This is a genomic window from Litorimonas cladophorae, assembly GCF_014652455.1.
Taxonomy (GTDB): Bacteria; Pseudomonadota; Alphaproteobacteria; order Caulobacterales; family Maricaulaceae; genus Litorimonas; species Litorimonas cladophorae.
In genome coordinates, this window is the sequence record NZ_BMYV01000001.1 from 888487 (window position 1) to 910575 (window position 22089).

The following is a 22089-nucleotide window of genomic DNA, read 5'->3' on the forward strand; positions in this document are numbered from 1 at the left end:
GCCACCTTTCCGCAAGTCTCTCGAACATCTCGAGATCACGTATGGGATAGTATGGGATTTCATGGGAAACAACGCCATTGGGAACGATCTGTTAACCTTACCTGCTCTTACTCCACACCCTGTGAATCATGTGGACAACTTCAAGATCACCATAGGATTCAGGCAGTTAAACTGTGGTTAACCATACAAATTTTGATGAATAAAATTAAAAAATGTCAGGAGGCCTATAAGCCGGGTTTTGTCCCTGTCCGAAAACAGGTGACGATCATTCATCTAGGACCCGTCTTGCGACGTGCCTCATGCAACCAACCCGGACGACGGTGACGCGACACACAATGTCGTCCCTATTTGGTTTTGCTCCGGATGGGGTTTACCTTGCGGCGACTGTTGCCAGTCGCCCGGTGCGCTCTTACCGCACCCTTTCAGCTTTTCCCTCGTGTTTGCAAGCAAAGCACTTGGGTAGTCTCCTCTCTGTGGCACTGTCCCTCAGCCCAGACTTTACGTCTAAACCGGCCGGGCGTTACCCGGCATCCTGTACGCGATGGAGCCCGGACTTTCCTCAGATGCAAGCACCCGCGATCGTCCAGCCTCCTGACAAGCGGCTAAGTGTTTGCCGCAGCGCCCAATGTCAAGCTATGCACACCTTATGAAACACCTTGCACTGCTTACGACATCTCTAATTTTGGCGGCCTGTACTGCGCCTGAACCCGATGGCACGATCATTTACCCAGCACAGAGCGTCGTTACTGTCGACATATCGCAACCCACGGCCGCAGCGATAGCTGTGCGAGATGGAAGGATCGTCGGCGTTGGGACGCTGGAGTCTTTAAAGTCTGACTTCAAAGCCGCAGACATAGATAGGCGTTACGAGAAAAATGTCTTGGTCCCAGGCCTAATCGACCCGCACATCCACATGACATTAGGTGCAATGATGTATGGTCTGGACTGGGTACCTCCTTGGGACATGCCCCACCCGAACGGTTTGGTTAAGGGTATCGACAATAAAACCGATTTATTACAAAGCATTGCTAAGCAGGCTTCGCGTAAATCAGACGAAAGCCCCTTGATCCTTTACGGTTACCACAACCTCGTTCAGGGTGACATTGACCGTTCCGACTTGGACAAAATTTCGGACACACGGCCAATCATTATCTGGCATTATTCAGGTCATGATTTCTACATGAATACGCCCGCATTGGAGTTGTTTGAAATCACGGCAGACATGCACGAACGTTATGAAGGCGTTGCGCTAGACGCTTCGGGAGAGTTGACAGGGCGAATTTTTGAAGACGCGCTCGCGCCATTGCTCTCGAAACTTGGACCCTATCTCTTGAACCCCGCACATATTGAAAAAGGGTTTGACGGTTACGAGATTCTTCTCGCCCAAGGCGGCGTCACAACTGTGGCTGAGATGGGATATGGAATATTTGGACGTCTGCTGGAAGACAGCTATCTTTCGAAACACCACACGAAAGAAGATCCTTACAGTCTGTATCTCGTTCCAGAACACAGGGCTTTCGCACAAGAATTTGGCGACGCTAGCGCACAAACGATGGTCGATATGGCCGCCGCGGACCCGCGCATCCTGCCCCAGGTCAAACTTTTTACGGATGCTGCATTTTACTCGCAAACAATGAAACTCGCAGCGCCAGGGTATTTGTCAGGACAGTCTGCAGGAACCGACGGATTATGGGTCACCCAACCGCAGGACTTATCGGGCCTAATGTCTCGCTATTGGGATGCGGGGTTGGACATCCACATCCATTCCAATGGCGATGCGGCTCAAGATTCGACGCTAGCAGCATTTGCAAAGCAATCGAAAGGGCAGCCCAAACAGCGTCTGATCATTGAACATGGCGGGTTGATCACACCTGCACAGCTTGAAAAAGCCGCAAAGCTAGAGATTGGCATTTCTGCCGCGTCGCATTACGTCAATTACATGGGAGCGGATTACCGCCCCGTCATTGCTGAAAAGGCCGATTACATCACACCGCTCGCGTCAGCTTTTGCGGCGGGACTTCGGGTTACGTTGCATTCCGATGCGCCTCTCGCACCGCCCATGCCGCTCGTTGCGGCTGGCCGACACATGACCCGCTCGACTCGCGAAGGCGGCGTAAGTACCGCGAGAGAGCGGTTGAATGCCGAACAAGCGTTGCGAGCGATAACTCTAGACGCGGCTTGGTCTCTCGGATTGGAAGATGAAATTGGGTCAATAGAAGTCGGAAAGCGCGCCGATCTTACAATTCTTGCCGCAAATCCAATGAGCCTACCGGGCGAAAGCTGGGGCGCGATTCCAGTTAAAGGCGTTATGCTGGGCGGCCAAAATCACGTTTTAAGTAATAAATAAGCCAGTCCCGCAGCGCGGGTCTGGCGTGAAAGTTGTCAAAAAGTGCGATTACATCCGCACGTCGCGTCTGGGTTAGGCAACTTGCGTCAAGGCGTCTCGCTCATGCTTGCCTTCTCGTATCTCTTCCGCAATTTTCGCATTAAAAGCAGGAATGTCATCAGGGTTGCGGCTGGTCACGATCGCATTGTCGCAGACAACCTGCTCGTCAATCCAATTTGCTCCCGCATTTTCTAGATCTGTTCGGATAGAAGGAAATGATGTCATTTCTCGCCCGTGCGTTAATTGCGCCTCGACCAACAGCCACGGCGCGTGACAGATCGCGCCAATGACCTTACCTGCTTCGGCAAATTCACGAATAAGAGAAATCGCCTTTTTATTCTGTCGCAAGACATCAGGATTGGCCAATCCGCCCGGCAGAATTAGAGCGTCGTAATCACCCACAACGACCCCTTCGATAGTCATGTCTGGCTTGATTTCTCGATCATCGCCCTCACCTGCTTGAATTTTTTCAGCTTCCGGCGAGGCCAATAACACCGTTGCATTTTTTTCTTCAAAGTAAGCTTTAGGTTCGAACAACTCCTCTTGCTGAAAACCGTTTGTCGAAAGAATGAGAATTTTGGAGTCTTTTAGGTCTGTCATGATGTCCTTTCAGAAATGAAGGTCCGCGGTAGATTGAGTCTTAAGGTCGGAATTGGCGGCCAACACAAATCCACTATTGCGTTTCGACGCGGCGCCAGACAACGTCGTCGGCATGTTACCCCTCTATAATGTTCCAGCGTCTTTTTTGGTTCCAAAAAATGACAGTCGCCCATCATGAGCGCTGATACATTAGATAATTTTCAACTTGACCTGGGCACGGCGTCAGAAGCGGGTATGGCTATCGTTCTCGCCGTTATGATGTTCGCTGTCGCACTCGGACTTCGTCCTAACAGCTTTTCCTTTTTTAGAACTCAGCCCCGCCTTTATTTGACAGGCGTGTTAGCGCAGATCGTCGGGCTCCCACTCTTGACGCTCTTCCTCTGTTTTCTGATTAATCCCCATCCAAGTGTCGCGCTCGGAATGATTTTGATTGCCTGTTGCCCTGGTGGAAACACATCAAATTTGATTGCGCTTTTCGCCCGCGCAAATACGGCACTCTCAGTCAGCCTAACCGCAACTTCCTCTATTTTTGCAGCCTTTTTGACGCCAATATCCATTTTATTTTGGAGCGGCCTCTATCCGCCAACGCGAGAACTTCTGACGCAAATTGACATAGATGTGGTGGCTTTCCTCATCCAAACCTTGGTCATTCTGGCCTTGCCACTTTTACTCGGAATGCTGTTGAGGCATTTTGCACCGAAGATTGCGGACACGCTCCAAACGCCATTAGCGGTTCTCTCAGGCTTGGCTCTACTCGCCATCATACTAATCGCGAGTGCACGGCTCTACCCTGTCTTTATCGCATTAGGCCTTGGGTTATTCGGGATCGTCATCTTGCACAATCTTTGCGCGTTTGCGCTCGGCAACGTTGCGGCGCGTTTGATCAAATCTGATACACCAAGCCGTAGGGCGCTCACGATCGAAGTTGGCATCCAAAACTCAGGGCTTGGAATTGTAATCTTGCTTACTCAGCTTGACGGATTGGGCGGCGCGGCCGCGGTTGCAGGATTATGGGGAGTCTGGCATCTTATCGGAGGCGGGCTACTGGCATTCATGTGGAGATGGAAAGATGCACGATTTACTCATTAAAAACGGCACTGTTTTTGACGGATCTGGCACAGAAGGGCGGATCGCCGATATTGCGATTTCAAATGGTCACATCGTCGCCATCGGGCAAAACTTAGGAGAAGCCAAAGACATCTTAGACGCCAGCGGGCATATTGTGACGCCAGGCTTCATCGATCTTCATACACATTATGACGGACAGGTCAGTTGGGATGATGCGTTACAACCCAGCGTCAATCACGGCGTGACCACCGCAGTTATGGGCAATTGCGGGGTCGGTTTTGCACCCTGCCGCGCAGAAGACCGTGATAAACTCATCCGCTTGATGGAAGGCGTTGAAGACATTCCTGGCACGGCCCTACACGAAGGCATCAAATGGGAATGGGAAAGTTTCCCAGAATATCTGGACGCCCTCGACTCTCACCCACGTACGATCAACATTGCCGCCATGATCCCGCATGACCCACTTCGGGTCTTTGCGATGGGTGATCGCGCAGTTTTTAATCAACCCGCAAACGACCAAGACATTGCCACAATGGAAACACTCGTCCGCGAAGCCATGGACGCAGGCGCAATCGGCCTTTCCACAGGCCGAAGCGACTTTCATAAATCAAGCGATGGGGGTTGGACGCCCGCCTCAGAAGCTGGAAAAGATGAGCTTGAAGGCCTGGCCCGCGCCGTTGCAGCATCTGGTCACGGCGTCCTGCAAGCGGTTAATGATTTTGATATGGTCCGTCCCGGCGAGACCTTCGAGACGGAATTTGCGTTGATGGAGGCCTTCTTCCGCGCGGGGGCAGGTCGGCCAGGTTCAATGAGCCTTATGGAACGAGACTTCGCGCCTGATGACTGGAAGAAAATTATCACTAGTACCGAAGCTTTGAATGCGGACGGACTGAATATTTCATTCCAAGTCGCACCACGTGCAATTGGCGCAATCAACGGCCTGAACTGTACCTTCCACCCGATTATGGCTTTCCCGAGCTATCTTGGTATCGCTAACCTCCCGCTCGCAAAGAGGGTCGAGAAATTGCGTGACCCAGCATTCAAGACGCAGCTTCTTTCTGAAAAACCTATTCAATTATCTGGTGATGACAGCCCCGTACCGCCTCTTGTTGACATGATGATCGCGACGTTCCCGCATTTGTCTGAAAAAATATTTCCCATGAACCGCCATGAAGGGTCCGTTGATTACGAACCAAGTTCTGAAGCCTCAATTGCAGGTTTGGCGCGCGACGCCGGCGTTAGCGTTTGGGAAATGGCGTACGACCTACTGCTTGAAGATGAAGGCAAGGCCCTCTTCTATTTTCCCGTCTACAATTACACCAATATGAATTACGACAACGTCCTGACTATGATGCGTCATCCGAAAGCCCTACCTGGTCTTTCCGACGGTGGCGCACATGTCGGCACCATCTGCGACGCAAGTTTTCCAACTTACCTGCTGGCACATTGGACCAGAGATCGCATGAAGCGTGGAAAAGCAGGCATAGAGCTCTCACGCGCAGTGCAAATGCTGAGCGCAGATGCTGCTGATTACCTTGGCCTCGCAGACCGCGGACGCATCGCTGTCGGTCAAAAAGCGGATATCAATGTGATAAATTACGAAGGTCTGAGCCTTGGCGTCCCGGTAATGGTCGAAGACTTACCTGCAGGTGGACAACGACTTCTACAACCCGTCGAGGGATATATGGCGACCTTCGTAAATGGCGAACAGGTCATCACCAATGACGAATTGACAAAAGCAAGGCCCGGACGCTTGGTGCGCAGCGGTGTAAGCGCATGAAAAAACTCGCCGCGATACTCGCAGGTTTCGTCGCCTGCCAGCATGTTGGCTTTATGGTCGTCGAGATGTTTTTATGGGAACATGAAGTTGGTCGAGCCATGTTCAATACAACCGCGGAATTCGCCGCGGAAACGGCCTTCATGGCGCAAAATCAGGGACTCTATAACGGGTTCCTAGCAGCGGGGTTAATCTGGAGCCTAATCGCCGCGAAGCGCGACGTTCGGATTTTCTTTTTGCTCTGCGTAATCGTAGCTGGTGTTTTCGGTGCCATTACCGTCAGTCCAACCATCTTCGTCGTTCAGGCTATTCCCGCGCTCTTAGCCCTGAGCCTGACTTTGTTAAAACGTTAAGCGGCAACCGCGCGGGCCAAGAGACTTAAGCGCTTAAGCACGTCTAAAATCTGCATATCAATCACGCCATTAATTTTGCCCGGGCGATAGCGACGTTGAACGGCCCGAATAACGGCTTGTGTCTGATCATCCAAGCAACCTGTCACACTGACCCCATACCCAAGATCGGCGAGACCGCGCTGAATGATTGATATACCCCGATCACGGTCACCCGCTTCAAATACGATCCGCTCATCTTCGGTCAGGTCACTCGGCCAATGCCCAATGCCGGCTGCAGCCAGTCCAGCCCAAGGAAAATGCTCACCTGGGTCTTCTTTGCGGTCTGGTGCAATGTCCGAGTGCCCAACGATATTTGCGGGCCTTATGTTATGACGCGCGACAATTTCTTTACACAGCTTGATAACAGCGAGAATTTGCACGTCGGGGTAAGCTGGCAATTTTCCGTCTGCCGTCAGCACATTATGCCCGCCGTTTACGATCTCAATGCCAATGCTGGCTGAATTCACATCGGAGATGCCATTCCAGCTGCCGACGCCCGCATGCCAAGCCCGCTTATCTTCATCGACGAGGCTCTCGACCTCGCCGGCTTCTGTGACAAGCCAATGCGCGCTGACCTCGGCTTGTGGGTCGCACAGACGTTCACGGGCACAATCAGCCGTCTCCATACCCGTATAATGCAATACAACCATGGTAATCGGCAGCTTACGATCATTGAAGTTCCGGCTCTTCATCGCGGGTATTTTTCATCCATCTGCCGTAGACCTTCAACAAGCATCTCGTGCAGCACAGCCTCATCAATATCACTTAAGCGTTTGATATAGAGACAAGACTTCCCAATTTTGTGCGTTCCCAATCGCGCAAGCTGATCGGAGAAATCCTGATACCCGGGCATGATGTAGATTGAAATATTCTGCGCACGACTTGCAAACCCCAAACGCAAATGATCGCCCTCTCGGCCGCTCTCATACTTATAGTGATATTCTCCAAAGCCCACGATACCACTTGAGAGTTTACTCCCCCAAATTTTCGCTGGCTCACCAACAATCTTTAGCATCATATCATGTATACGTTGGCAATCGGCCTGCCGAGATGGATCTTCAATTTGATCCAAGTAATCCCTCACCTTCAAACCCGCAGGCACAGTTTTGTTCGGCATCAATCTATCTCCACAGGTGCAGGCCCGCCCCTACGTGCAATGAACCAGACACAAGGCAAAATTAGAGCTGCCCCAATGATATAACGGAAGTGAAGTGTCTCGTCCAATATGACCACGCCAAGGATCGTGGCGAAAACGGTGACCATGATTGTAAGGGGCACAACCAAGTTTACTGGGTTTGATTGCAATATTCGGAAGTATTGGCCGTGGGCGATGATGGATACGCTGATCGCAGCATAGGTCGCCGCAATCAAGAGCGGGCCCTTGTCCACATTCCAAATTTCGGCGTGATCTCGTTCCAATAGCAGTGAGGCCATGACGCAAAAAACGAATACAACGACAGATGTCCACGCGACATATACGCGCCAATCAACGTCAGGAACGCGGCGGATTGCGACTGTTCCTACGGCCAACGCCGCGTAAGCGCCAAGAATATACAATAGTCCGACATCCAGCCTTAGCGCCCCAGGTTCATAGATCATGACACAGACGCCGAGCAGCGCCCCTATAATGGCCAAGCTGCGCCGCCACCCGATGCGTTCTTTCAACCAAGTCACGGATAAGATGGAAGCGAGAGGAATTAGCGATTGAGAGATGATAGATGCGCCAGAGGCCGGTGCTGTTTGCAATCCAGTGTAGAGCAAGCCCAGATGCAACGGGCCCACGCAAAAACAGACAAACAGAAGCCGTAAAAACTGCTTAGGCAATGGGCGGAATAGGAAAAACCCCATCAAAATTAGGACAAGAAGTGCCCGAGTTGCGGCCAACATAAAGGGCGGAACGGAAGACCCGCCTAACGCCCATGCCGTCATAACGAAGTTCCCCCCCCAGCAGAGGCAACACAACATCATAACCCAAAAATCAAAAGCCCGCATGAAGCGGGCTTAGCAGGCAAAATTTCGAATGAAAGTCTTTAGTCGTCGACGGACCAGCCATCAGGCGTCCGGTGTGCGTCCACCACAGGGCCTTGCGCAGATTTAGGGCCCGAAGCCTTGGTTTCAAAACTTGTTTGTGGTGATCCACCAAGCTGAGATTCCATATCTCTTCGCATTTGCTCGAATTGTGCCCCCATCATCGCTTTTGGACCAAAGGGTTTTCCTAGCAATTTTGCCTTAGCCCAGAAGAAGGCAAAGACAAGAAATCCGATTACCGCGATACCCGCGACGGCGAAGAGCGCAAAGGCGGCCGAGAAAACAATCATAAATAGCCCACCAATAGCGGCAACAGCTAGGAATGCCGTACGTGCAACTGTGGAGATAAACCCGGGACGGCGGCCTTGAATGTAAAAAGTCTGTGTCATGCCCTATATGTCGTTGCGAAAGCGCCATTCGTCAAGACAAGCTTTCGTGTCAAATTCTACACATTTAAGCCAAACGTGGTTTTCGAGACTTTCTTTCGTCCAAAATCTGGGCGTAAGCACGGTTGATGATCGCCATTTTATGCGTTGCCAACCCCACCATTTCTTTGGGTAGACCCCGCGCCATCAGGCGGTCGGGATGATTGGCGGCGGCTTGTCTGCGATAGGCTCGTTTTAAGTTTGAGTCAGATATATCAGGATCTACACCTAAAATGAGATAAGGGTCATCGGCATCTTGGCCCAAATGACCGCTTTTTATGCGTTTAAATTCACGTTCCGAAAACCCAAAGACACGTGAGACAGTCTCTAAAAACTCAGCTTCATCTTGGGTTACGATGCCGTCTGCCAAGGCGATGTGAAACAATCCGTCCATGACATCTTCGAGAATCCCCGGCTGCGCGCGAAAGGCTTTTGCTACAATTCGCGCGTAACGCTCGAATCCCAGTGTCGTTTGACGCGCGAGGTCAAAAAACCTTCCAATGGTGGCTTCAGTCTGCGGGTCGGTTCGAAACACCTGTCGAAACGCAAGGATGTCTTCGCGCCGAACCTGTCCGTCGGCCTTGGCCATTTTTGCGCCCAATGCCACAAGCGCGGCGACGAGCTTCGCTTCGTCCACATTTGCGGCGCGTCCATTCCCATCATCTTGGTTAGGGGGACCAAATAGGCGGGCGGCTGCGGTTGATATGTTGGTCCAGAGAGACATCGGAGGGCGCGACTATCCCGACTCGCCTTGCTTTGTCACTAGTCTGCGACGGCCGCGCGCAGATAAAGCGAACCCGTATAAACCGAGAGCAAGGCAGCCAACCAAAGAAGGACGAGTCCGACAGAACGCGACATGTCCATGATAACGGGCACTGCATCATCAAAAGGCAGTGTCGCGCGTCCCACTGTCCAGAGGATCAATGCCGCAATAGATGCCATCTCGAAGGCTGTTTTCCATTTCGCTAATTTTGTTGGCGGCATGACCCGTCCCGTCAGGGCCGCGTGTTCTCGAGCGCCTGAAACCAAAATATCTCGAAAAATTATGGCTACGGCGGGATACATAAATATCCAACTACCGCGCGCTACAATGACTAACGCTATTAAGCAACCTGCGACCAGTAATTTGTCGGCAATCGGGTCGATCATGCGCCCGAAACCAGACACAACCTTCCATTTGCGCGCCAGATATCCGTCCAGCCAATCCGTGGCGGTCGCGGCAATGAAAAGACCGCCAACGATAGGCACACTCGCGAAAAGACTGTCCTGCCGCAAACCCAGTGCCAAAATTCCCGCCATCAAGATGGGAACCACCATAATACGACCGATGGTCAAAGCATTGGGCACCCACCACAGCTTGTGCCGGTCACTTGGTGCGGTAATCAAAGGCTCGCTCACGCCGCGTCACCTGTATTCTTGACGACCTCGGGCTCAATTGCGCTTTCGGAAAAATCCATCTGGAATATTGCGATAGCTGTCACAACTGACAATAGGGCTGCTATCCAAAGACAGACCTCACCCGCGATCCAGACCCAGGGTGAGGTTGTCGCAAAAACCTCCGCAACTTGCGCGTCGCCCGCCCGAATTTTATCAAACCACGTTTGTAGCCAAGGAGAAGCCAGCAATAGACAGGTCGCCAACATGGACAAACCCGATTTCCAATTGGAGAGGCGCGTGTCGGGAAGAATATAGCGTGAAAGCTCAAAGCCTTTGAGCAATCCAACAACCACTTCTCGTCCGATAAGGATCACAGCAGGAATCATGAAAGTCCAGCTTAGGAAGTCCGCTCTCGCAACAACGAAGAGTAGCGCTGCCAAAGTCCCGACCACTAAAACCGTATCTGCAACGTCGTCCAGATAGCCAAAACGCCTGTGAATAGAGCGTTCATTCCCGCCCATAAAGTCGTCAAAAATGTCAGTGATCGCCGCGATGGCAAATAAAACGGAAGCTAATATTGTCAGGCCAAGGTCGATACCGCCCACTTCAACAGGCTGCCAGCCCTTCCATGTTAAAAATACAACGACGGGCATGAGCAACATCCGCAGCCATGTCAGCGCATCCGCAAAAGCCCCGCCCGCGGCTTCAGGTGAGTCGACGTTCTCATCAGAATCATTCATGGAAATAGTCATGGATTGTCTGTGCCAGCTTTTGGCTGACACCCTCTACCGACGCCAAATCAGCGACTGTGGCCCCTTTGACCGCTTTCGCCGAACCGAAATGGCTCAATAAGGCTTTCTTGCGCCCCGGACCGATGCCGTCAATCCCGTCTAGTGGATTTGCCACCATTGATTTCTTCCGCCGTGCCCGATGTGTCCCAATGGCAAAACGATGGGCTTCATCGCGCAAACGTTGAAGATAATAGAGAGATGGCGTTCGAAGCGGCAGTGTAAACGGTTCACGCCCGTTCATGTGAAAGGTTTCACGCCCTGCATTTCTGTCTGGACCTTTTGCGATAGCCACCAAGGTCACCCGCGCCAAAACTCCCAATTTCTCCAAAGTTTCGGTCACAGCCGATAGCTGCCCCTTCCCGCCATCAATGATGATGAGATCGGGCCATTCAAGTTTTGGATCCTTGGACAGGCGCGCAAATCGTCGATACAAAACTTCGCGCATCATCCCATAGTCATCGCCTGGCGTTATACTTTCATCCTGTATATTGAATGTTCGATAATCGCGTTTTCGGAACCCTTCCTCGCCGGCAACAATGAAAGCGCCAATCGCATTCGTGCCTTGGATGTGGCTATTATCATAAACTTCGATACGGCTCGGAACCTCATCCATATTAAAGAGGTCTTTGACTTCGGTTAGAAGTCTCTTCTGCGCGCCCGTTTCGGCCAATTTACGACCTAAAGCTTCCTGCGCATTCTTAACCGCTTGCCCAACAATCTTTTTCTTCTCACCGCGCTGCGGGATAAGTGCCTCAACTTTATGTCCCGCGCGCTCTGATAGAGCGCTGACGAGAAGGTCAAAAGAATCCACCTCGTGAGACAGCAAAAGTTGTTTTGGGATAGGCTTGTTCGAATAGAACTGAGCGATGAAGGCGCTCAAAACTTGAGCGATAGAGTCATCGGATGAGTGTCTCGGGAAGTAGGAATTTGTCCCCCAATTTTGCCCTGCGCGGAAAAAGAACACTTGAATACAGGTTTGCCCACCGGCCGTGTGCAAGCCAAAAACATCCGCATTTGAGAAGGTTTTTGGATTAACATTCGACGCCCCTGATTTGGTGAGAACTTGCGCGATTGCATCTAATCTATCGCGTAGCTCTGCAGCTTTCTCAAACTCCAACGCTTTCGATGCGGCCTGCATCTCCGCTTGCAACTTTTGCCGTAGACTATCGGATTTACCCTTCAAAAAGTCCTCGGACTCATCGATCAATTCCTGATAGGCGGCCTCGGAAATTTCGCCTGTACAGGGCGCAGAGCAGCGCTTGATCTGATATTGCAGGCATGGGCGGGTCCGCGAGTCGTAAATACTATCCGAACAGTTCCGCAATCGAAATGCACGCTGCAGCGTGTCCAACGTTCGGTTTACAGCTCCCGCACTCGCAAAAGGTCCATAATATGTCCCCTTAATTTTGCGCGCACCGCGATGTTTGGTCACTTGCGCGACGGGATGGTCCTTACGCACTAAAATATATGGGAAGCTCTTATCGTCCCGTAGCAAGATATTATAGCGCGGCTTAAGGCGCTTGATCAGCGACGCTTCCAAAATCAACGCCTCGGTCTCGCTCTCGGTAATCACAAATTCCATTGCCGAAGTTGCACGTATCATGCGGCGCAATCGCGAAGGGTGACGATCGTAGCTCGTGTAAGCGGTAACCCGTTTTTTTAGATCCTTGGCTTTGCCGACATACAGCACAGTGCCATATTGATCGAACATGCGATACACGCCCGGCTTATTCGGCAAGCGTTTAACATAATTCGCGATCAGCTTTGGCCCATATTTCGGAACCTCTGATACGTTCGGTTTATCTTGGGACGAGTCGTTGGCCATCGGCCCTAGTTAGGGTGTGTTTGCATCAACCGCAAATGCTTGGAACGTCGCAAGAGAAACACGCTCCAACGCGATTTGATGCGTTGCCTCCAGGACAACCTTCGGAGCGCACCCCGCTGCATAAGCGTCTTTCCAGCGTTCCAAACATAGACACCACTGATCTCCCGCCTTCAAACCAGGGAAGGCATATTCAGGTCGCGGCGTCGACAAATCATTACCCTGACGCTTTGAAAACGTCAGAAAATCATCCGTCATCACAGCGCAGACTAGGTGCCGCCCGCGATCATTGGCCTGTGTTTCGCAGCATCCATCGCGAAACCAACCGGTCATGGGATCGGTCGAACAGCTTTGAAGTACGCCGCCGAGAATGTTCTTACTACCGCGTGTTGAAGTCATCGGCTTTTGACGACCTCGACGCCCGCTGTGTCGGCTTTCAAAAGCGCTTGTGGCTTTGCGATACGCACCGCCACACTTTGCACACGGGCATCAGCAGAGAGTGCCCAATCGGCAATACGCTCAGCCAATGTTTCAACCAGTTGGACGTGAGCCTCTAGAGCTAGCTCTTCACATTTTTCCGCAACAAAGCCATAATCCAACGTCTCGTGGAGGCGATCATCTTTGGGTAGAACCATGTCCGCCATGTCCAATTCCACGTCGATAATAATGGGTTGGGCCGCCTCATATTCATGCGGGTGCACGCCGATACTGGCTTGGATCATCAGACCTTTGACAAATATACGCGTCGATACGGGTAAGGCTTTGCGTTCGCGAAAACGTTGAAGCATGGTTTTCCGGTCGCTCATAGCGCACCTCCAAAAGCCAAGTCTGGCGTTTGCCAAACGAGGTGTTGCCCGCCATCGACGGCAATCATTTGACCTGTCACCGCCTCGGCCGACAACAGATAGCGGACGCTATGCAGAATGGTATCAGGTGGGCTGCCCTCACCTAACAATGTGGCTTTAGCTTCGGCGGAGAACTCACCCGCTGCCTGTTCTGTGTTTTCCAGCGTTGGTCCCGGACCGATACCATTTACGCGAACGTGTGGCGCAAAGCTTTGTGCCATTGTTTTTGTTGCCCAATAAAGCCCTGCCTTCGCCAGACTATAGGTAAAAAACTGCGGGTTTGGCTTCAGGACGCGTTGATCAATCATGTTTATAATTGATGACCCAGCTTTGGCTTGCGCAGCGAAATCGGCGGATAATCGCAAAGGCGCATCCAAATTGACCGCACGATGATAATCCCAAGTGGCCGTCGTAAAATTTTGAGCGGTATCTGGCGCGAAAGTCGAGGCATTATTGATCAAGGCATCCAGCGGCCGTTCACAACGTTCGATCAAACTATTGATCTCTTGCGGGACGGAGAGGTTCGCTTTGACAGTCGAGGCGGTTCCCCCCGCAGCGGTGATTTGATCTGCAAGTGCCTGAGCGCGGGTTTCACTGCGCAGATAATGTATGCAAATGTGCCAGCCATCAGCGGCCAGGCCTTGGGCTAAATGCGCCCCAACACGCGCGCCCGCGCCTGTGATGAGAACACTACGCCCCATCGGATACCCTGACCCGAGCCCGTTCGCCACAACTCGGACGGCCAACCTCGACACATGCCAAGCCCGGTAATTGCGGCGCAAGACGTTCGAATATCCAGGCGGCAATGCGCTCAAGCGCGGGCTGCTCTAAGCCTTCAACCTCGTTCAACAAAGCATGGTCGAGCGGCGCGACCACTTCTTTGACGATTTGTTCGATTTTCCAAAGGTCGCGCACCCAACCTTTATCTTCTTGCGCGTCACCAATGATAGTCACTGTTCCGCGAAAGCTGTGTCCGTGAACATGCTTAAATACATCATTGGCGTCGGGGTGGCCGAAGTAATGGGCCGCTTCAAATTGGAAGTCTTTTTCTATCTCGAACCGCATCACATCACGCGGGCGACAACCGCCAAGATATAGAGCGCATAAGCAACGGTGAAGGCTAATCCTGTTTTGCGCCCAATCGGCTGACGCCGCAGCACAAATAAGAGCAAGACAAAGCTCGACACAAGCATGACCCAGAAGTCGAAGACTTTGAGGGTATTGTCGATTGCGATGGGGCCGGCCAGAGCAGACGCCCCCATAACGGCAAAGACGTTGAAGACGTTGGAGCCGAGAACGTTGCCAATCGCGACCTCAGGATGCCCCCGATATGTCGCCACAACAACCGTCGCGATTTCTGGTAGTGACGTTCCGACCGCAACAATGGTCAAACCAATAATCGTTTCAGAAATGCCGAAGCCTTCGGCAATCGCTACTGCATTATCGACGATTAATTTGCCGCCTAAAATCAGGCCTGCAATGCCCAAGATGACATAAACCAGTGACTTGACCATATTGGTCGGCAGTCCATCTTCACCTTCATCAATCTCTGTCATCTCTTCCAAGATCGGGTCATCGGCTCCAGCTTTGGCGAGGCTGAACATGAAGATCAGGTAAGCAATTATGCCCCCGAATAGAATTGCACCTTGCCACTTCATCAGCGGAGATTGGATGAAAGCAAGTACAACGAATAAGGTTGCCGCAAAAACCGCAATAAAGCTGTTCCGCGCAACGCCAGACATATTTGTTGGGATAGCCAGTATCAGCGCCGGTAACCCCAACGCCAACAGCACATTGGCGATATTGGATCCGACGACATTGCCGGCGGCCAAATCACCCTGCCCTATGAGCGCGGCTTGGACGCCTACGACCATTTCGGGAGCAGATGTCCCGAAGGCAACAATCGTCAGTCCGACGATAAGCGCAGGCACGCCCCAATGCCGCGCCAGCGCTGCTGCACCACGCACCATTATGTCGCCAGCGATGATTAAAACCACCAAGCCAATGACGAGAATTAGAAATTCAGTAATCACAAGAGCAACCTCCCAAAGAGGTCTCTAATCGAAGCGTTTGAACTCGAGCAGATTCAAGCCACCGAAAACGATGATGATAAACGCAAATGCGAACAGGGCCGGATCCATATGGAACAGACCGAAAATAGAAATGCCTGCTTGAACGAGTGTCATGTCAAAAGCCCTTAAGCGATGGTTTGCGCCGCTCTATAGACATTAGACTAACAAAGGCCAAGCCTTATGGCAGATCACCGCGCACTTGCTTATGAGGAATTTTCCAGCGCCAGACCCAAGTTTCGCTTGGTTTTCACCCCGTCCCCGTGACAGACTGTTCTTAGCGAGCTTTTTTGTTCGCGCGCCTCAGATTAAAGGACCTGATATGTTTGGAATGATTCCGTTTGCAAAAGCCGCTGGCAAAGCCATGGGCAATATTTTCAAAGGCAAAGACGCCGATGAAAAATTGAAGAAAGAGGTTGAAGGCTATGGCCTCGACACACAGGGCATGGACATCTCCGTGGATGAAGATGGTGTCGTGACAGTCAAAGGCGAAGCCGCAACGCAGGAAATGAAAGAGAAAATCATTCTCGCAGTTGGCAATGTCGAAGGTGTTGGAGGCGTGAAAGACGAATCCGCATCTCGCACGGGCGGTCGCGAATCACAATTCCACACAGTTGTGTCCGGCGATTCTCTTTCGGCCATTTCCAAGAAATATTACGGCACTTGGAAGCTCTACCCCGAGATCTTCGAAGCCAACAAGCCGATGCTGTCCGATCCAGATAAGATTTATCCTGGCCAAGTTCTTCGCATTCCTGCGATCAGCACAGCTTCGTCCTAGGACTGATAGATAAACATTAGGCCCGACACGTTCGGGCCTTAAAAGACAGAAGCCGGGTTGTCCGGGGGAGAGAGTTCCTCGGACAACCACGGCCCTGCTACGCGAAACCGTGGGTCATTGTGCCAGTCACTCGCGTCCGTGCCAGGACAATTGCTAGAAGCAATCAAGTGTCTGCGTCGACCTAATCCGGACAGGGAGAGAACCGGAAGGTTTCGTTCACGGAGTGGACGCGCGCATCTCTCATTATGAGAAATTCATTGAACAGAAGCTGAACATCCGTTTGCGCTCAAATTACTTATTCTCCACCTCATCCTGCGCCTCGCCCTTTTCGGCGTCGTCGCTGGCATCCTCATTCCACTCATAAATCGCATCTACCCAACATGTGTCGGGACCAAGCGGGGTTTGGCCAGACAGCGAAAACGCAGAATCACTCACGATCAGCCTGTCTGAACGGCGCAGACAACTTGTTGAGCTTGTAAGCCCAATGGATTGCGCGTCATCCAATCGCGGACACCCCTTAACTGTGACCAGGTAGTCCGAATTTGCGCCGCGCGTCAGCACGACACTATCTCGCGTATTCTCGCGAAACCCATCGATGGTTCGCGCGAAGCAAACTTTGTCAACGGGCTCGCCAACGCGTCGGTCCGCCAAGATTTCCGCAATATGCTCTGACGACGACGCCCCGCCCGCACTCGCGCACCCCGTCATTAGCGCAATTGTCCCAAGTAAAATTATGTATCGCATCTGCATCTCCTGTTCCTGTCTCCCCCAAAACCGTCTACGCCCCTCAAATGGCCCATGACAATTCACAATCTTATCAACCTAGCTACTCGACGCGGCCGACCCTGCGTGTCGATCTGCCTCAAATTCGCATAAATTATGAAGCGCTGAAGCTCAAAGTTGGCGTCGCTAAAATTGGGGCGTCCATCAAAGCGGACGCTTACGGCCTTGGCGCGGTCCCCGTTGCCAAGACACTTTATGGCGCAGGGTGCAGGATTTTCTTCGTCGCCACAGCTGGTGAAGGCAAAATGGTCCGCGATGGCGTCGGCCCTAATGCTGCCATCTATGTTCTGAACGGCCCTGCCCCGCGTGATAAAGGCGTCCTGCTTGGTGCGAAACTCAAACCCGTAATCAATTCCCTTGAGCAAGCCCGGTATTGGGCGGATGTTTCGCGCAGTATCAACGAGCCGCCATATACAGCCATCCACATTGATACGGGCATGAACCGGCTGGGCCTGAGCTTTGACGATGTCGTTGAGCTGGGTCGTGACAAGTCCATGTGGAGCGCGCTAAACCCCGAATGGGTCATGAGCCACCTCGCCTGCGCGAGTGATGCGGAAAACCCGATGAACAAAACGCAACTTGCGCGGTTCCGTAAAGCGGCCGCTCAATTACCTTTAACGCCGCTTTCATTGGCAAATACTGCGGGCATTTATCTCGGCAAGCCCTATCATTTCCAAATGGTTCGCCCAGGCATTGGGCTGTATGGCGGTGTGGCGACGAATAAACCCGAACAAGAAATTGGCCGCCCCGTGGCCACACTGATGGCGCCAATTTTACAGGTCAAATGGGTAAAAGCTGGCGAAGCCATCGGGTATAATGGCACCTATATCGCACCGCGTGACATGCGTGTCGCGATTGTGGGCGCAGGATACGCAGATGGCGTTCCGGTCAGTATGAGCAATAAAGGGACAGCGATCCTCCATGACGAAGAAGTCAAAATCGTAGGTCGCGTTAGCATGGACCTGACAATGATTGACGCGACGGATGCCAATCTCTCCGTTGAGGTTGGCGGCGTGGTGATTTTCCGAGGTGACCATTTGGAAACTGAAGCCCGCGAGGCCGGCACCCTTAATTACGAACTTCTCGTGCGCCTTGGTCAACGCTGCCGTCGCGATTATTGGAAGCCAAAGAAAAAAGAGTCAGAGTAACTCGTCTCTGCTCGGCGGATGTAAAAAACCTTCCGCTCGAATTGCATTGCAACGGTCTTCATTTCTGTGCGTATTAGACACGGGTGCGCTATCAAGCGCGCTACACACGGTTAAGGTAGTTCCATGAATGCGCGGTTTATCAAATTCTGGAACGACCTACAAAGTAGCTATTATTTCATCCCTGGATTAATGGTGCTTGGCGCTATCCTTCTCGCCGCCCTGACAAGCTATATTGATAAGAATTTTGACTATAGCGGGGCTAAAAATTTAGGCTGGTTCTACGCGAACAAAGCCGACGGGGCCCGTGCGATCCTAACGACCATAGCGGGGTCTATGATGACTGTTGCGGCTGTAACCTTCTCCATCACGATGGTCGCTGTTACAAGCGCCGCAGGTCAGTATGGCCCCCGTTTGATCGGCAACTTTATGCGCGATCGCGCAAACCAAGTGACACTGGGTACTTTCACATCCACCTTTGTCTACTGTCTCCTAATTTTACGCGTCGCTCGCACAGGGGATGGCGCTGATGTTGAAAATGCCGTTGCGGAATTTGTACCCAACGCCTCTCTCCTGGTCGCAATGACCCTGACCCTGTTCAGCGTGGGCGTGATGATCTTTTTTATCCACCACATCCCTGAAACGCTGAACGTTGGGAACATCACAGGACAAGTTGGCAGAAAGTTACGCAAACGGATCAATGAAATGTTCCCCGACAACTTCGGTGCAGACAGCGAAACTTCGACTAACGATCACACCGTAGATCTGGAGTCTTATACGCATGAAAATTGCCACGCAATCAAGGCCGAAGCAGAAGGCTATGTTCAGGCCGTGAACGAAGACGGCATCATGCAATGGGCCATCGACCATCATGCGATTGTCCGTCTTCAATTCCGTCCCGGCGACTTCGCGGTAAAAGGCAACACTTTGATGCAGGTCTGGGCCGACGAAGCGGGCGGTAAAGACATTGACGACGCGGCATTAAAGGCGTTGCTCGGGAAATACGCAATGGGTCAAGATCGAACGGAGCATCAGAACGTTCTGTTTCTCGCCGACGAACTCGTCGAAATCCTAGCGCGGGCACTTTCGCCTGGAATCAACGACCCATTCACGGCGATAAATTGCATCAACTGGTTCCACAGTGCGATCAGCGCCATGGAAGGCGTCACCCTGCCCAGCCCCTTTCGTCAAGATGAAGATGGCAAGCTGCGGGTGATTGCCTACCCCGTCTCATTTGAGCGCTTCGTGAGCGTCATCTGCGATCAAAGCCGTCCATATATTGCGACCGACCGAAACGTTAGCATCAAAATGCTCACCGTCCTGACTGAGCTGACGGCTGAGGCCACGCATCCTCAACATGTTGAAATTTTGAAGGGGCAAATTCAAAAGCTTAGGCACGCGACGGAAGACAAGTTGCTGTCCAAAGTCGAAAAAGGCGAACTGAAAACACGCTTCGATCAGGCAGATAAGATGATTGCTGACCGCGCCTTTTACGATCAAGTGGTGGCCTCCGAAGACTGGGGTACTGGTCGCGCATAAATTCCCTGCACTGCGAATGTTTGGTGCTCTTCCAAGACCCTCTTTGCGACAGGATAGTGTTGAAGTCGTTCCATGCGTCTTCCCTCACAGCCCATCTGGTGGCAACTAACCGATTTCAACTCAACGCGCGGGTTGGGGGGCGGCAACCCGCAAATCAAGGGCGAAGCCCTTGTGAAAAGGGACAGTCCGCGTGGTCGATATTCGCGACGGAATACCAGAATAGAAATTTTGTTTTACGCAAAGACCGAACATGTTTGGTTGCTAATCAAACATGCCCCGCATTCAAGCTTTCGCTTAAGTGCTAGGCCACGCGGCAATGGTTTTTGAAGAAGCGGCCAGTCATAAACCCCCGAGTTCAGACACTTGGACTGACGGGTCGGCTCTCACTTCTAAAGTCCCGGCACACTCGGATGTCTCACCACCCAACGCTCAGACCCACCGTCTTCCGAACGAGATAGAGAGCGCTACCCTGTCCCCTGTCCGAAAGAACCTGTTTAAGGTATCACAGGTTTTGGTAGCGGGGATCATTCTCTTAAAAATAGAGGTAAGGCATTGAAATAGATATTTTCTATATTTCTATAATCGCGGAAAGAGTTTCGAAATACCGAGTAAGAGGGCGGAGCAGACGTTAGTGAGTGTTTTAAAACGCCAAAAATAGGCCGCTCGTTGTTTACTGCCAATCCCACAAACTAAAACACCCCCTATCGGGGGTGCGGCCCAATTATGTACCCGATATCGATATTAGCCCTGTAAGCAGGTTCCGTCTTTTTGAGTCGTTGTTCCTCTGGGACATGCCGCTATCAAGTTGGTGGCTGGCGCGCGCTTCATCTGAGGACGTGTGAATGGTTTACCCGGTTTGACGCAACGCGGGCCAGTACAGGTGTTACCGTTAGCATCAGGGGCGACATTGCCTATGACAGGAGCTGCCGCGCGAACTTTAGAAGTGGACTGACTTATATTTACTGCATCTTTATATTTATCGGGGTCTTCAATTTTAATAACTCCCCCATATTGGCCGCATCTACTAGGTCCAATCCGAGTCATATCTCCACTATACCACCCCATGTCTGTTCCATCATTACAGATAAGGTGATGCGACTGTTTTATTTCCCCTGTATTTTTGTCTTTATACGATACAGTTTCCTTTATCGTGTATGCACTTGCAGTTTGAGCTAACCCAATAAAACAGCCTCCACTTACTAATGCGACTGTAAAAAGTTTTGCTAGCTTTTTCATTTGTTGCCCTCCTTGTTTGGCCATATCTAAATAGATAAATGAAACTTAGTCAATGCTGAAGCAATTATTCATTTTACATTCATGAGACTTTATTCTTTAGCTTTGCTTACTCTACAAAAAGCCAGTAATCGTCAAAGCTCTTTTATGAAAAACTTCTCTATCACTACTTTAGCTCTCATCACACTTCTGACAGCTTGTGGAAAGGACGGGGGCGCAGAAAACCAAAAAGTGTCGGGGGCGCAAAACCTTCCAAAGCATTCACAAATGCAACTTTCGACAGCCCCCATTCAAATCATAAAAACAGAATTGGGAGTTTTTGCGGACGGGTTCGAGTCTTGTGTTTTTAGCGACGAAGCTTTGGTATCTCTCTTTAATTTACCAGCAGATACACACGTCTCGCAGCGTCAAAAAGACAGACGCTGTTTCTATACGCTGCAAAGACAAGAACCCGAAAACAGTGGGCCTTATGCAAATTTTTACGCGTCGATTGCAGTTATTTTTGATGGGTATGCTCCCAAAAATGATACGGAACTTGCTGCTTTTACAAATTTGCACAAAACGCCAGCATTACTATCTGGCTTCACCGAAAAGACTTATTCCGTTACAACCAGTAGCAATGCGGATAATCAAATTATCGGCTTTCCTCCCGGAGGGTCATATTATTTAACCCTCAGGTCTTCTGGTGTAAGGCAGGGTCAGAATGGGCCGTTGGTAAGCAGAGTCTATAAATTGGATCAAACCCAGTTTCGCAAATTAGCCCAAAATCTAAACGCCCGCTTACAAACTCCGCCACTCACGCAATAATTATTTTTAATTCAAGCGGTGCTTCGTTCTCCGACATAATTCCACGACAACGTCGTGTTTAGACTTTGGTGCTTTTGATATTGGTTAGGGCGTTGGTTAGCCATCGTTAAAGTCTGACTTCAGTGAGTTTACATGGCTATGCTTTAGTCGGCATCAACCGAGCGTCCTAAAATCGCCCAAAGTAAGACACTGGGCTAAGGTCTGCTGTGGAAATAAATTAGCCG

Annotated in this window: 25 protein-coding genes and 1 other RNA gene; 8 read left to right on the forward strand and 18 right to left on the reverse strand. The window is 51.4% G+C overall.

The annotated features are described in order from the left end of the window. Nucleotides 1-211: 211 nt before the first annotated feature. Nucleotides 212-595: RNase P RNA component class A (gene rnpB / locus IE073_RS04365), an RNA gene on the reverse strand. A gap of 51 nt (nucleotides 596-646) precedes the next feature. Between rnpB and IE073_RS04370 the strand changes: the two genes are divergently transcribed. Beyond that, nucleotides 647-2347 (forward strand): amidohydrolase, encoded by a 1701-nt coding sequence (locus tag IE073_RS04370; RefSeq protein ID WP_189581744.1) that lies wholly within the window; start codon nucleotides 647-649, stop codon nucleotides 2345-2347. Between the two features lie 72 nt (nucleotides 2348-2419). On the opposite strand, the gene IE073_RS04375 is transcribed toward IE073_RS04370, so the two are convergent. Then, nucleotides 2420-2986 carry a type 1 glutamine amidotransferase domain-containing protein gene (locus IE073_RS04375; protein WP_189581746.1) on the reverse strand — a complete coding sequence of 189 codons (567 nt, stop codon included), beginning with the start codon at nucleotides 2984-2986 and terminating at the stop codon, nucleotides 2420-2422. Between the two features lie 174 nt (nucleotides 2987-3160). Here IE073_RS04375 and IE073_RS04380 point away from each other — a divergent pair, with 174 nt between their 5' ends. The 3 genes from IE073_RS04380 to IE073_RS04390 are packed head-to-tail and all read left to right on the forward strand — an operon-like array spanning nucleotide 3161 to nucleotide 6184. After that, a complete protein-coding gene (locus IE073_RS04380; protein ID WP_189581748.1) occupies nucleotides 3161-4075 on the forward strand; it encodes a bile acid:sodium symporter family protein in 915 nt (304 codons plus the stop codon). Further along, entirely contained in the window at nucleotides 4056-5834 is a 1779-nt protein-coding gene (locus IE073_RS04385) for an N-acyl-D-amino-acid deacylase family protein (protein WP_189581750.1), read from the forward strand. The genes IE073_RS04380 and IE073_RS04385 overlap by 20 nt, the downstream gene beginning before the upstream one ends. After that, entirely contained in the window at nucleotides 5831-6184 is a 354-nt protein-coding gene (locus tag IE073_RS04390; RefSeq protein ID WP_189581752.1) for a DUF1304 domain-containing protein, read from the forward strand. Before IE073_RS04385 ends, IE073_RS04390 begins: the two co-directional genes overlap by 4 nt. Here the strand turns inward: IE073_RS04390 and IE073_RS04395 are convergent. The 14 genes from IE073_RS04395 to IE073_RS14200 all read right to left on the reverse strand — a co-directional run bounded on the left by IE073_RS04395 (nucleotide 6181) and on the right by IE073_RS14200 (nucleotide 15697). After that, nucleotides 6181-6915 carry an N-acetylmuramoyl-L-alanine amidase gene (locus IE073_RS04395; protein WP_189581754.1) on the reverse strand — a complete coding sequence of 245 codons (735 nt, stop codon included), beginning with the start codon at nucleotides 6913-6915 and terminating at the stop codon, nucleotides 6181-6183. The genes IE073_RS04390 and IE073_RS04395 overlap by 4 nt on opposite strands. Beyond that, a complete protein-coding gene (locus IE073_RS04400; protein WP_189581758.1) occupies nucleotides 6912-7340 on the reverse strand; it encodes a DUF1801 domain-containing protein in 429 nt (142 codons plus the stop codon). The genes IE073_RS04395 and IE073_RS04400 overlap by 4 nt, the downstream gene beginning before the upstream one ends. Further along, the gene (locus IE073_RS04405; protein ID WP_189581761.1) at nucleotides 7340-8215 is read right to left on the reverse strand and encodes a DMT family transporter; all 876 of its coding nucleotides are present in this window, start codon (nucleotides 8213-8215) and stop codon (nucleotides 7340-7342) included. The genes IE073_RS04400 and IE073_RS04405 overlap by 1 nt, the downstream gene beginning before the upstream one ends. A 38-nt stretch (nucleotides 8216-8253) precedes the next feature. Beyond that, on the reverse strand, nucleotides 8254-8640 hold the full coding sequence (locus IE073_RS04410) for a hypothetical protein (RefSeq protein WP_189581763.1): 387 nt from the start codon (nucleotides 8638-8640) through the stop codon (nucleotides 8254-8256). 64 nt (nucleotides 8641-8704) lie between these two features. Further along, entirely contained in the window at nucleotides 8705-9400 is a 696-nt protein-coding gene (locus IE073_RS04415) for a molecular chaperone DjiA (RefSeq protein ID WP_189581767.1), read from the reverse strand. Between the two features lie 38 nt (nucleotides 9401-9438). Next, on the reverse strand, nucleotides 9439-10074 hold the full coding sequence (gene pgsA / locus IE073_RS04420; protein WP_189581770.1) for a CDP-diacylglycerol--glycerol-3-phosphate 3-phosphatidyltransferase: 636 nt from the start codon (nucleotides 10072-10074) through the stop codon (nucleotides 9439-9441). Next, on the reverse strand, nucleotides 10071-10805 hold the full coding sequence (locus tag IE073_RS04425) for a CDP-alcohol phosphatidyltransferase family protein (protein ID WP_233349811.1): 735 nt from the start codon (nucleotides 10803-10805) through the stop codon (nucleotides 10071-10073). Before IE073_RS04425 ends, pgsA begins: the two co-directional genes overlap by 4 nt. Beyond that, nucleotides 10786-12669, reverse strand: coding sequence for an excinuclease ABC subunit UvrC (uvrC, locus tag IE073_RS04430; protein ID WP_189581776.1), 1884 nt, complete (start codon nucleotides 12667-12669; stop codon nucleotides 10786-10788). The genes IE073_RS04425 and uvrC overlap by 20 nt, the downstream gene beginning before the upstream one ends. A gap of 9 nt (nucleotides 12670-12678) precedes the next feature. After that, complete coding sequence (locus tag IE073_RS04435; protein WP_189581779.1) at nucleotides 12679-13065, reverse strand: DUF2237 family protein; 387 nt, start codon at nucleotides 13063-13065, stop codon at nucleotides 12679-12681. Next, on the reverse strand, nucleotides 13062-13472 hold the full coding sequence (gene folB, locus IE073_RS04440) for a dihydroneopterin aldolase (protein ID WP_189581782.1): 411 nt from the start codon (nucleotides 13470-13472) through the stop codon (nucleotides 13062-13064). The genes IE073_RS04435 and folB overlap by 4 nt, the downstream gene beginning before the upstream one ends. Further along, a complete protein-coding gene (locus tag IE073_RS04445; RefSeq protein WP_189581785.1) occupies nucleotides 13469-14212 on the reverse strand; it encodes an SDR family oxidoreductase in 744 nt (247 codons plus the stop codon). Before IE073_RS04445 ends, folB begins: the two co-directional genes overlap by 4 nt. After that, on the reverse strand, nucleotides 14202-14576 hold the full coding sequence (locus tag IE073_RS04450) for a 6-pyruvoyl trahydropterin synthase family protein (protein ID WP_189581788.1): 375 nt from the start codon (nucleotides 14574-14576) through the stop codon (nucleotides 14202-14204). The genes IE073_RS04445 and IE073_RS04450 overlap by 11 nt, the downstream gene beginning before the upstream one ends. Beyond that, nucleotides 14576-15544: a calcium/sodium antiporter gene (locus tag IE073_RS04455; protein ID WP_189581791.1), complete on the reverse strand. Its 969-nt coding sequence runs from the start codon at nucleotides 15542-15544 to the stop codon at nucleotides 14576-14578. Before IE073_RS04455 ends, IE073_RS04450 begins: the two co-directional genes overlap by 1 nt. Nucleotides 15545-15568: 24 nt before the next feature. Further along, nucleotides 15569-15697, reverse strand: a complete 129-nt coding sequence (locus IE073_RS14200) for a hypothetical protein (protein WP_267905562.1) — start codon at nucleotides 15695-15697, stop codon at nucleotides 15569-15571. 205 nt (nucleotides 15698-15902) lie between these two features. Between IE073_RS14200 and lysM the strand changes: the two genes are divergently transcribed. Continuing rightward, nucleotides 15903-16358 (forward strand): peptidoglycan-binding protein LysM, encoded by a 456-nt coding sequence (gene lysM, locus IE073_RS04460; RefSeq protein ID WP_189581794.1) that lies wholly within the window; start codon nucleotides 15903-15905, stop codon nucleotides 16356-16358. Nucleotides 16359-16649: 291 nt separating this feature from the next. Here the strand turns inward: lysM and IE073_RS04465 are convergent, their stop codons facing one another. After that, nucleotides 16650-17102, reverse strand: coding sequence for a DUF6491 family protein (locus IE073_RS04465; RefSeq protein WP_189581799.1), 453 nt, complete (start codon nucleotides 17100-17102; stop codon nucleotides 16650-16652). A gap of 47 nt (nucleotides 17103-17149) precedes the next feature. On the opposite strand from IE073_RS04465, the gene alr reads away from it, so the two are divergent. Further along, nucleotides 17150-18289, forward strand: a complete 1140-nt coding sequence (gene alr / locus IE073_RS04470) for an alanine racemase (protein WP_189581802.1) — start codon at nucleotides 17150-17152, stop codon at nucleotides 18287-18289. A 123-nt stretch (nucleotides 18290-18412) separates the two neighbouring features. Next, the gene (locus IE073_RS04475) at nucleotides 18413-19825 is read left to right on the forward strand and encodes a DUF2254 domain-containing protein (RefSeq protein ID WP_189581805.1); all 1413 of its coding nucleotides are present in this window, start codon (nucleotides 18413-18415) and stop codon (nucleotides 19823-19825) included. 741 nt (nucleotides 19826-20566) lie between these two features. Here IE073_RS04475 and IE073_RS04480 read toward each other — a convergent pair. Then, nucleotides 20567-21061: a hypothetical protein gene (locus IE073_RS04480; RefSeq protein WP_189581808.1), complete on the reverse strand. Its 495-nt coding sequence runs from the start codon at nucleotides 21059-21061 to the stop codon at nucleotides 20567-20569. Nucleotides 21062-21205: 144 nt separating this feature from the next. Between IE073_RS04480 and IE073_RS04485 the strand changes: the two genes are divergently transcribed. Beyond that, entirely contained in the window at nucleotides 21206-21865 is a 660-nt protein-coding gene (locus IE073_RS04485) for a hypothetical protein (RefSeq protein ID WP_189581811.1), read from the forward strand. Nucleotides 21866-22089: the final 224 nt, after the last annotated feature.

Coding starts and splice junctions, on each gene's coding strand:
- IE073_RS04395 (WP_189581754.1), bottom strand. CDS start 6,915: ATGAAGAGCCGGAACTTCAATGATCGTAAGCTGCCGATTACCATGGTT.
- IE073_RS04390 (WP_189581752.1), top strand. CDS start 5,831: ATGAAAAAACTCGCCGCGATACTCGCAGGTTTCGTCGCCTGCCAGCAT.
- IE073_RS04480 (WP_189581808.1), bottom strand. CDS start 21,061: ATGAAAAAGCTAGCAAAACTTTTTACAGTCGCATTAGTAAGTGGAGGC.
- IE073_RS04380 (WP_189581748.1), top strand. CDS start 3,161: ATGAGCGCTGATACATTAGATAATTTTCAACTTGACCTGGGCACGGCG.
- IE073_RS04405 (WP_189581761.1), bottom strand. CDS start 8,215: ATGCGGGCTTTTGATTTTTGGGTTATGATGTTGTGTTGCCTCTGCTGG.
- IE073_RS04485 (WP_189581811.1), top strand. CDS start 21,206: ATGAAAAACTTCTCTATCACTACTTTAGCTCTCATCACACTTCTGACA.
- IE073_RS04400 (WP_189581758.1), bottom strand. CDS start 7,340: ATGCCGAACAAAACTGTGCCTGCGGGTTTGAAGGTGAGGGATTACTTG.
- IE073_RS04410 (WP_189581763.1), bottom strand. CDS start 8,640: ATGACACAGACTTTTTACATTCAAGGCCGCCGTCCCGGGTTTATCTCC.
- IE073_RS04450 (WP_189581788.1), bottom strand. CDS start 14,576: ATGCGGTTCGAGATAGAAAAAGACTTCCAATTTGAAGCGGCCCATTAC.
- IE073_RS04415 (WP_189581767.1), bottom strand. CDS start 9,400: ATGTCTCTCTGGACCAACATATCAACCGCAGCCGCCCGCCTATTTGGT.
- IE073_RS04475 (WP_189581805.1), top strand. CDS start 18,413: ATGAATGCGCGGTTTATCAAATTCTGGAACGACCTACAAAGTAGCTAT.
- IE073_RS04425 (WP_233349811.1), bottom strand. CDS start 10,805: ATGACTATTTCCATGAATGATTCTGATGAGAACGTCGACTCACCTGAA.
- IE073_RS14200 (WP_267905562.1), bottom strand. CDS start 15,697: ATGACACTCGTTCAAGCAGGCATTTCTATTTTCGGTCTGTTCCATATG.
- IE073_RS04445 (WP_189581785.1), bottom strand. CDS start 14,212: ATGGGGCGTAGTGTTCTCATCACAGGCGCGGGCGCGCGTGTTGGGGCG.
- IE073_RS04465 (WP_189581799.1), bottom strand. CDS start 17,102: ATGCGATACATAATTTTACTTGGGACAATTGCGCTAATGACGGGGTGC.
- IE073_RS04375 (WP_189581746.1), bottom strand. CDS start 2,986: ATGACAGACCTAAAAGACTCCAAAATTCTCATTCTTTCGACAAACGGT.
- IE073_RS04370 (WP_189581744.1), top strand. CDS start 647: ATGAAACACCTTGCACTGCTTACGACATCTCTAATTTTGGCGGCCTGT.
- IE073_RS04385 (WP_189581750.1), top strand. CDS start 4,056: ATGCACGATTTACTCATTAAAAACGGCACTGTTTTTGACGGATCTGGC.
- alr (WP_189581802.1), top strand. CDS start 17,150: ATGGCCCATGACAATTCACAATCTTATCAACCTAGCTACTCGACGCGG.
- lysM (WP_189581794.1), top strand. CDS start 15,903: ATGTTTGGAATGATTCCGTTTGCAAAAGCCGCTGGCAAAGCCATGGGC.
- IE073_RS04435 (WP_189581779.1), bottom strand. CDS start 13,065: ATGACTTCAACACGCGGTAGTAAGAACATTCTCGGCGGCGTACTTCAA.
- folB (WP_189581782.1), bottom strand. CDS start 13,472: ATGAGCGACCGGAAAACCATGCTTCAACGTTTTCGCGAACGCAAAGCC.
- uvrC (WP_189581776.1), bottom strand. CDS start 12,669: ATGGCCAACGACTCGTCCCAAGATAAACCGAACGTATCAGAGGTTCCG.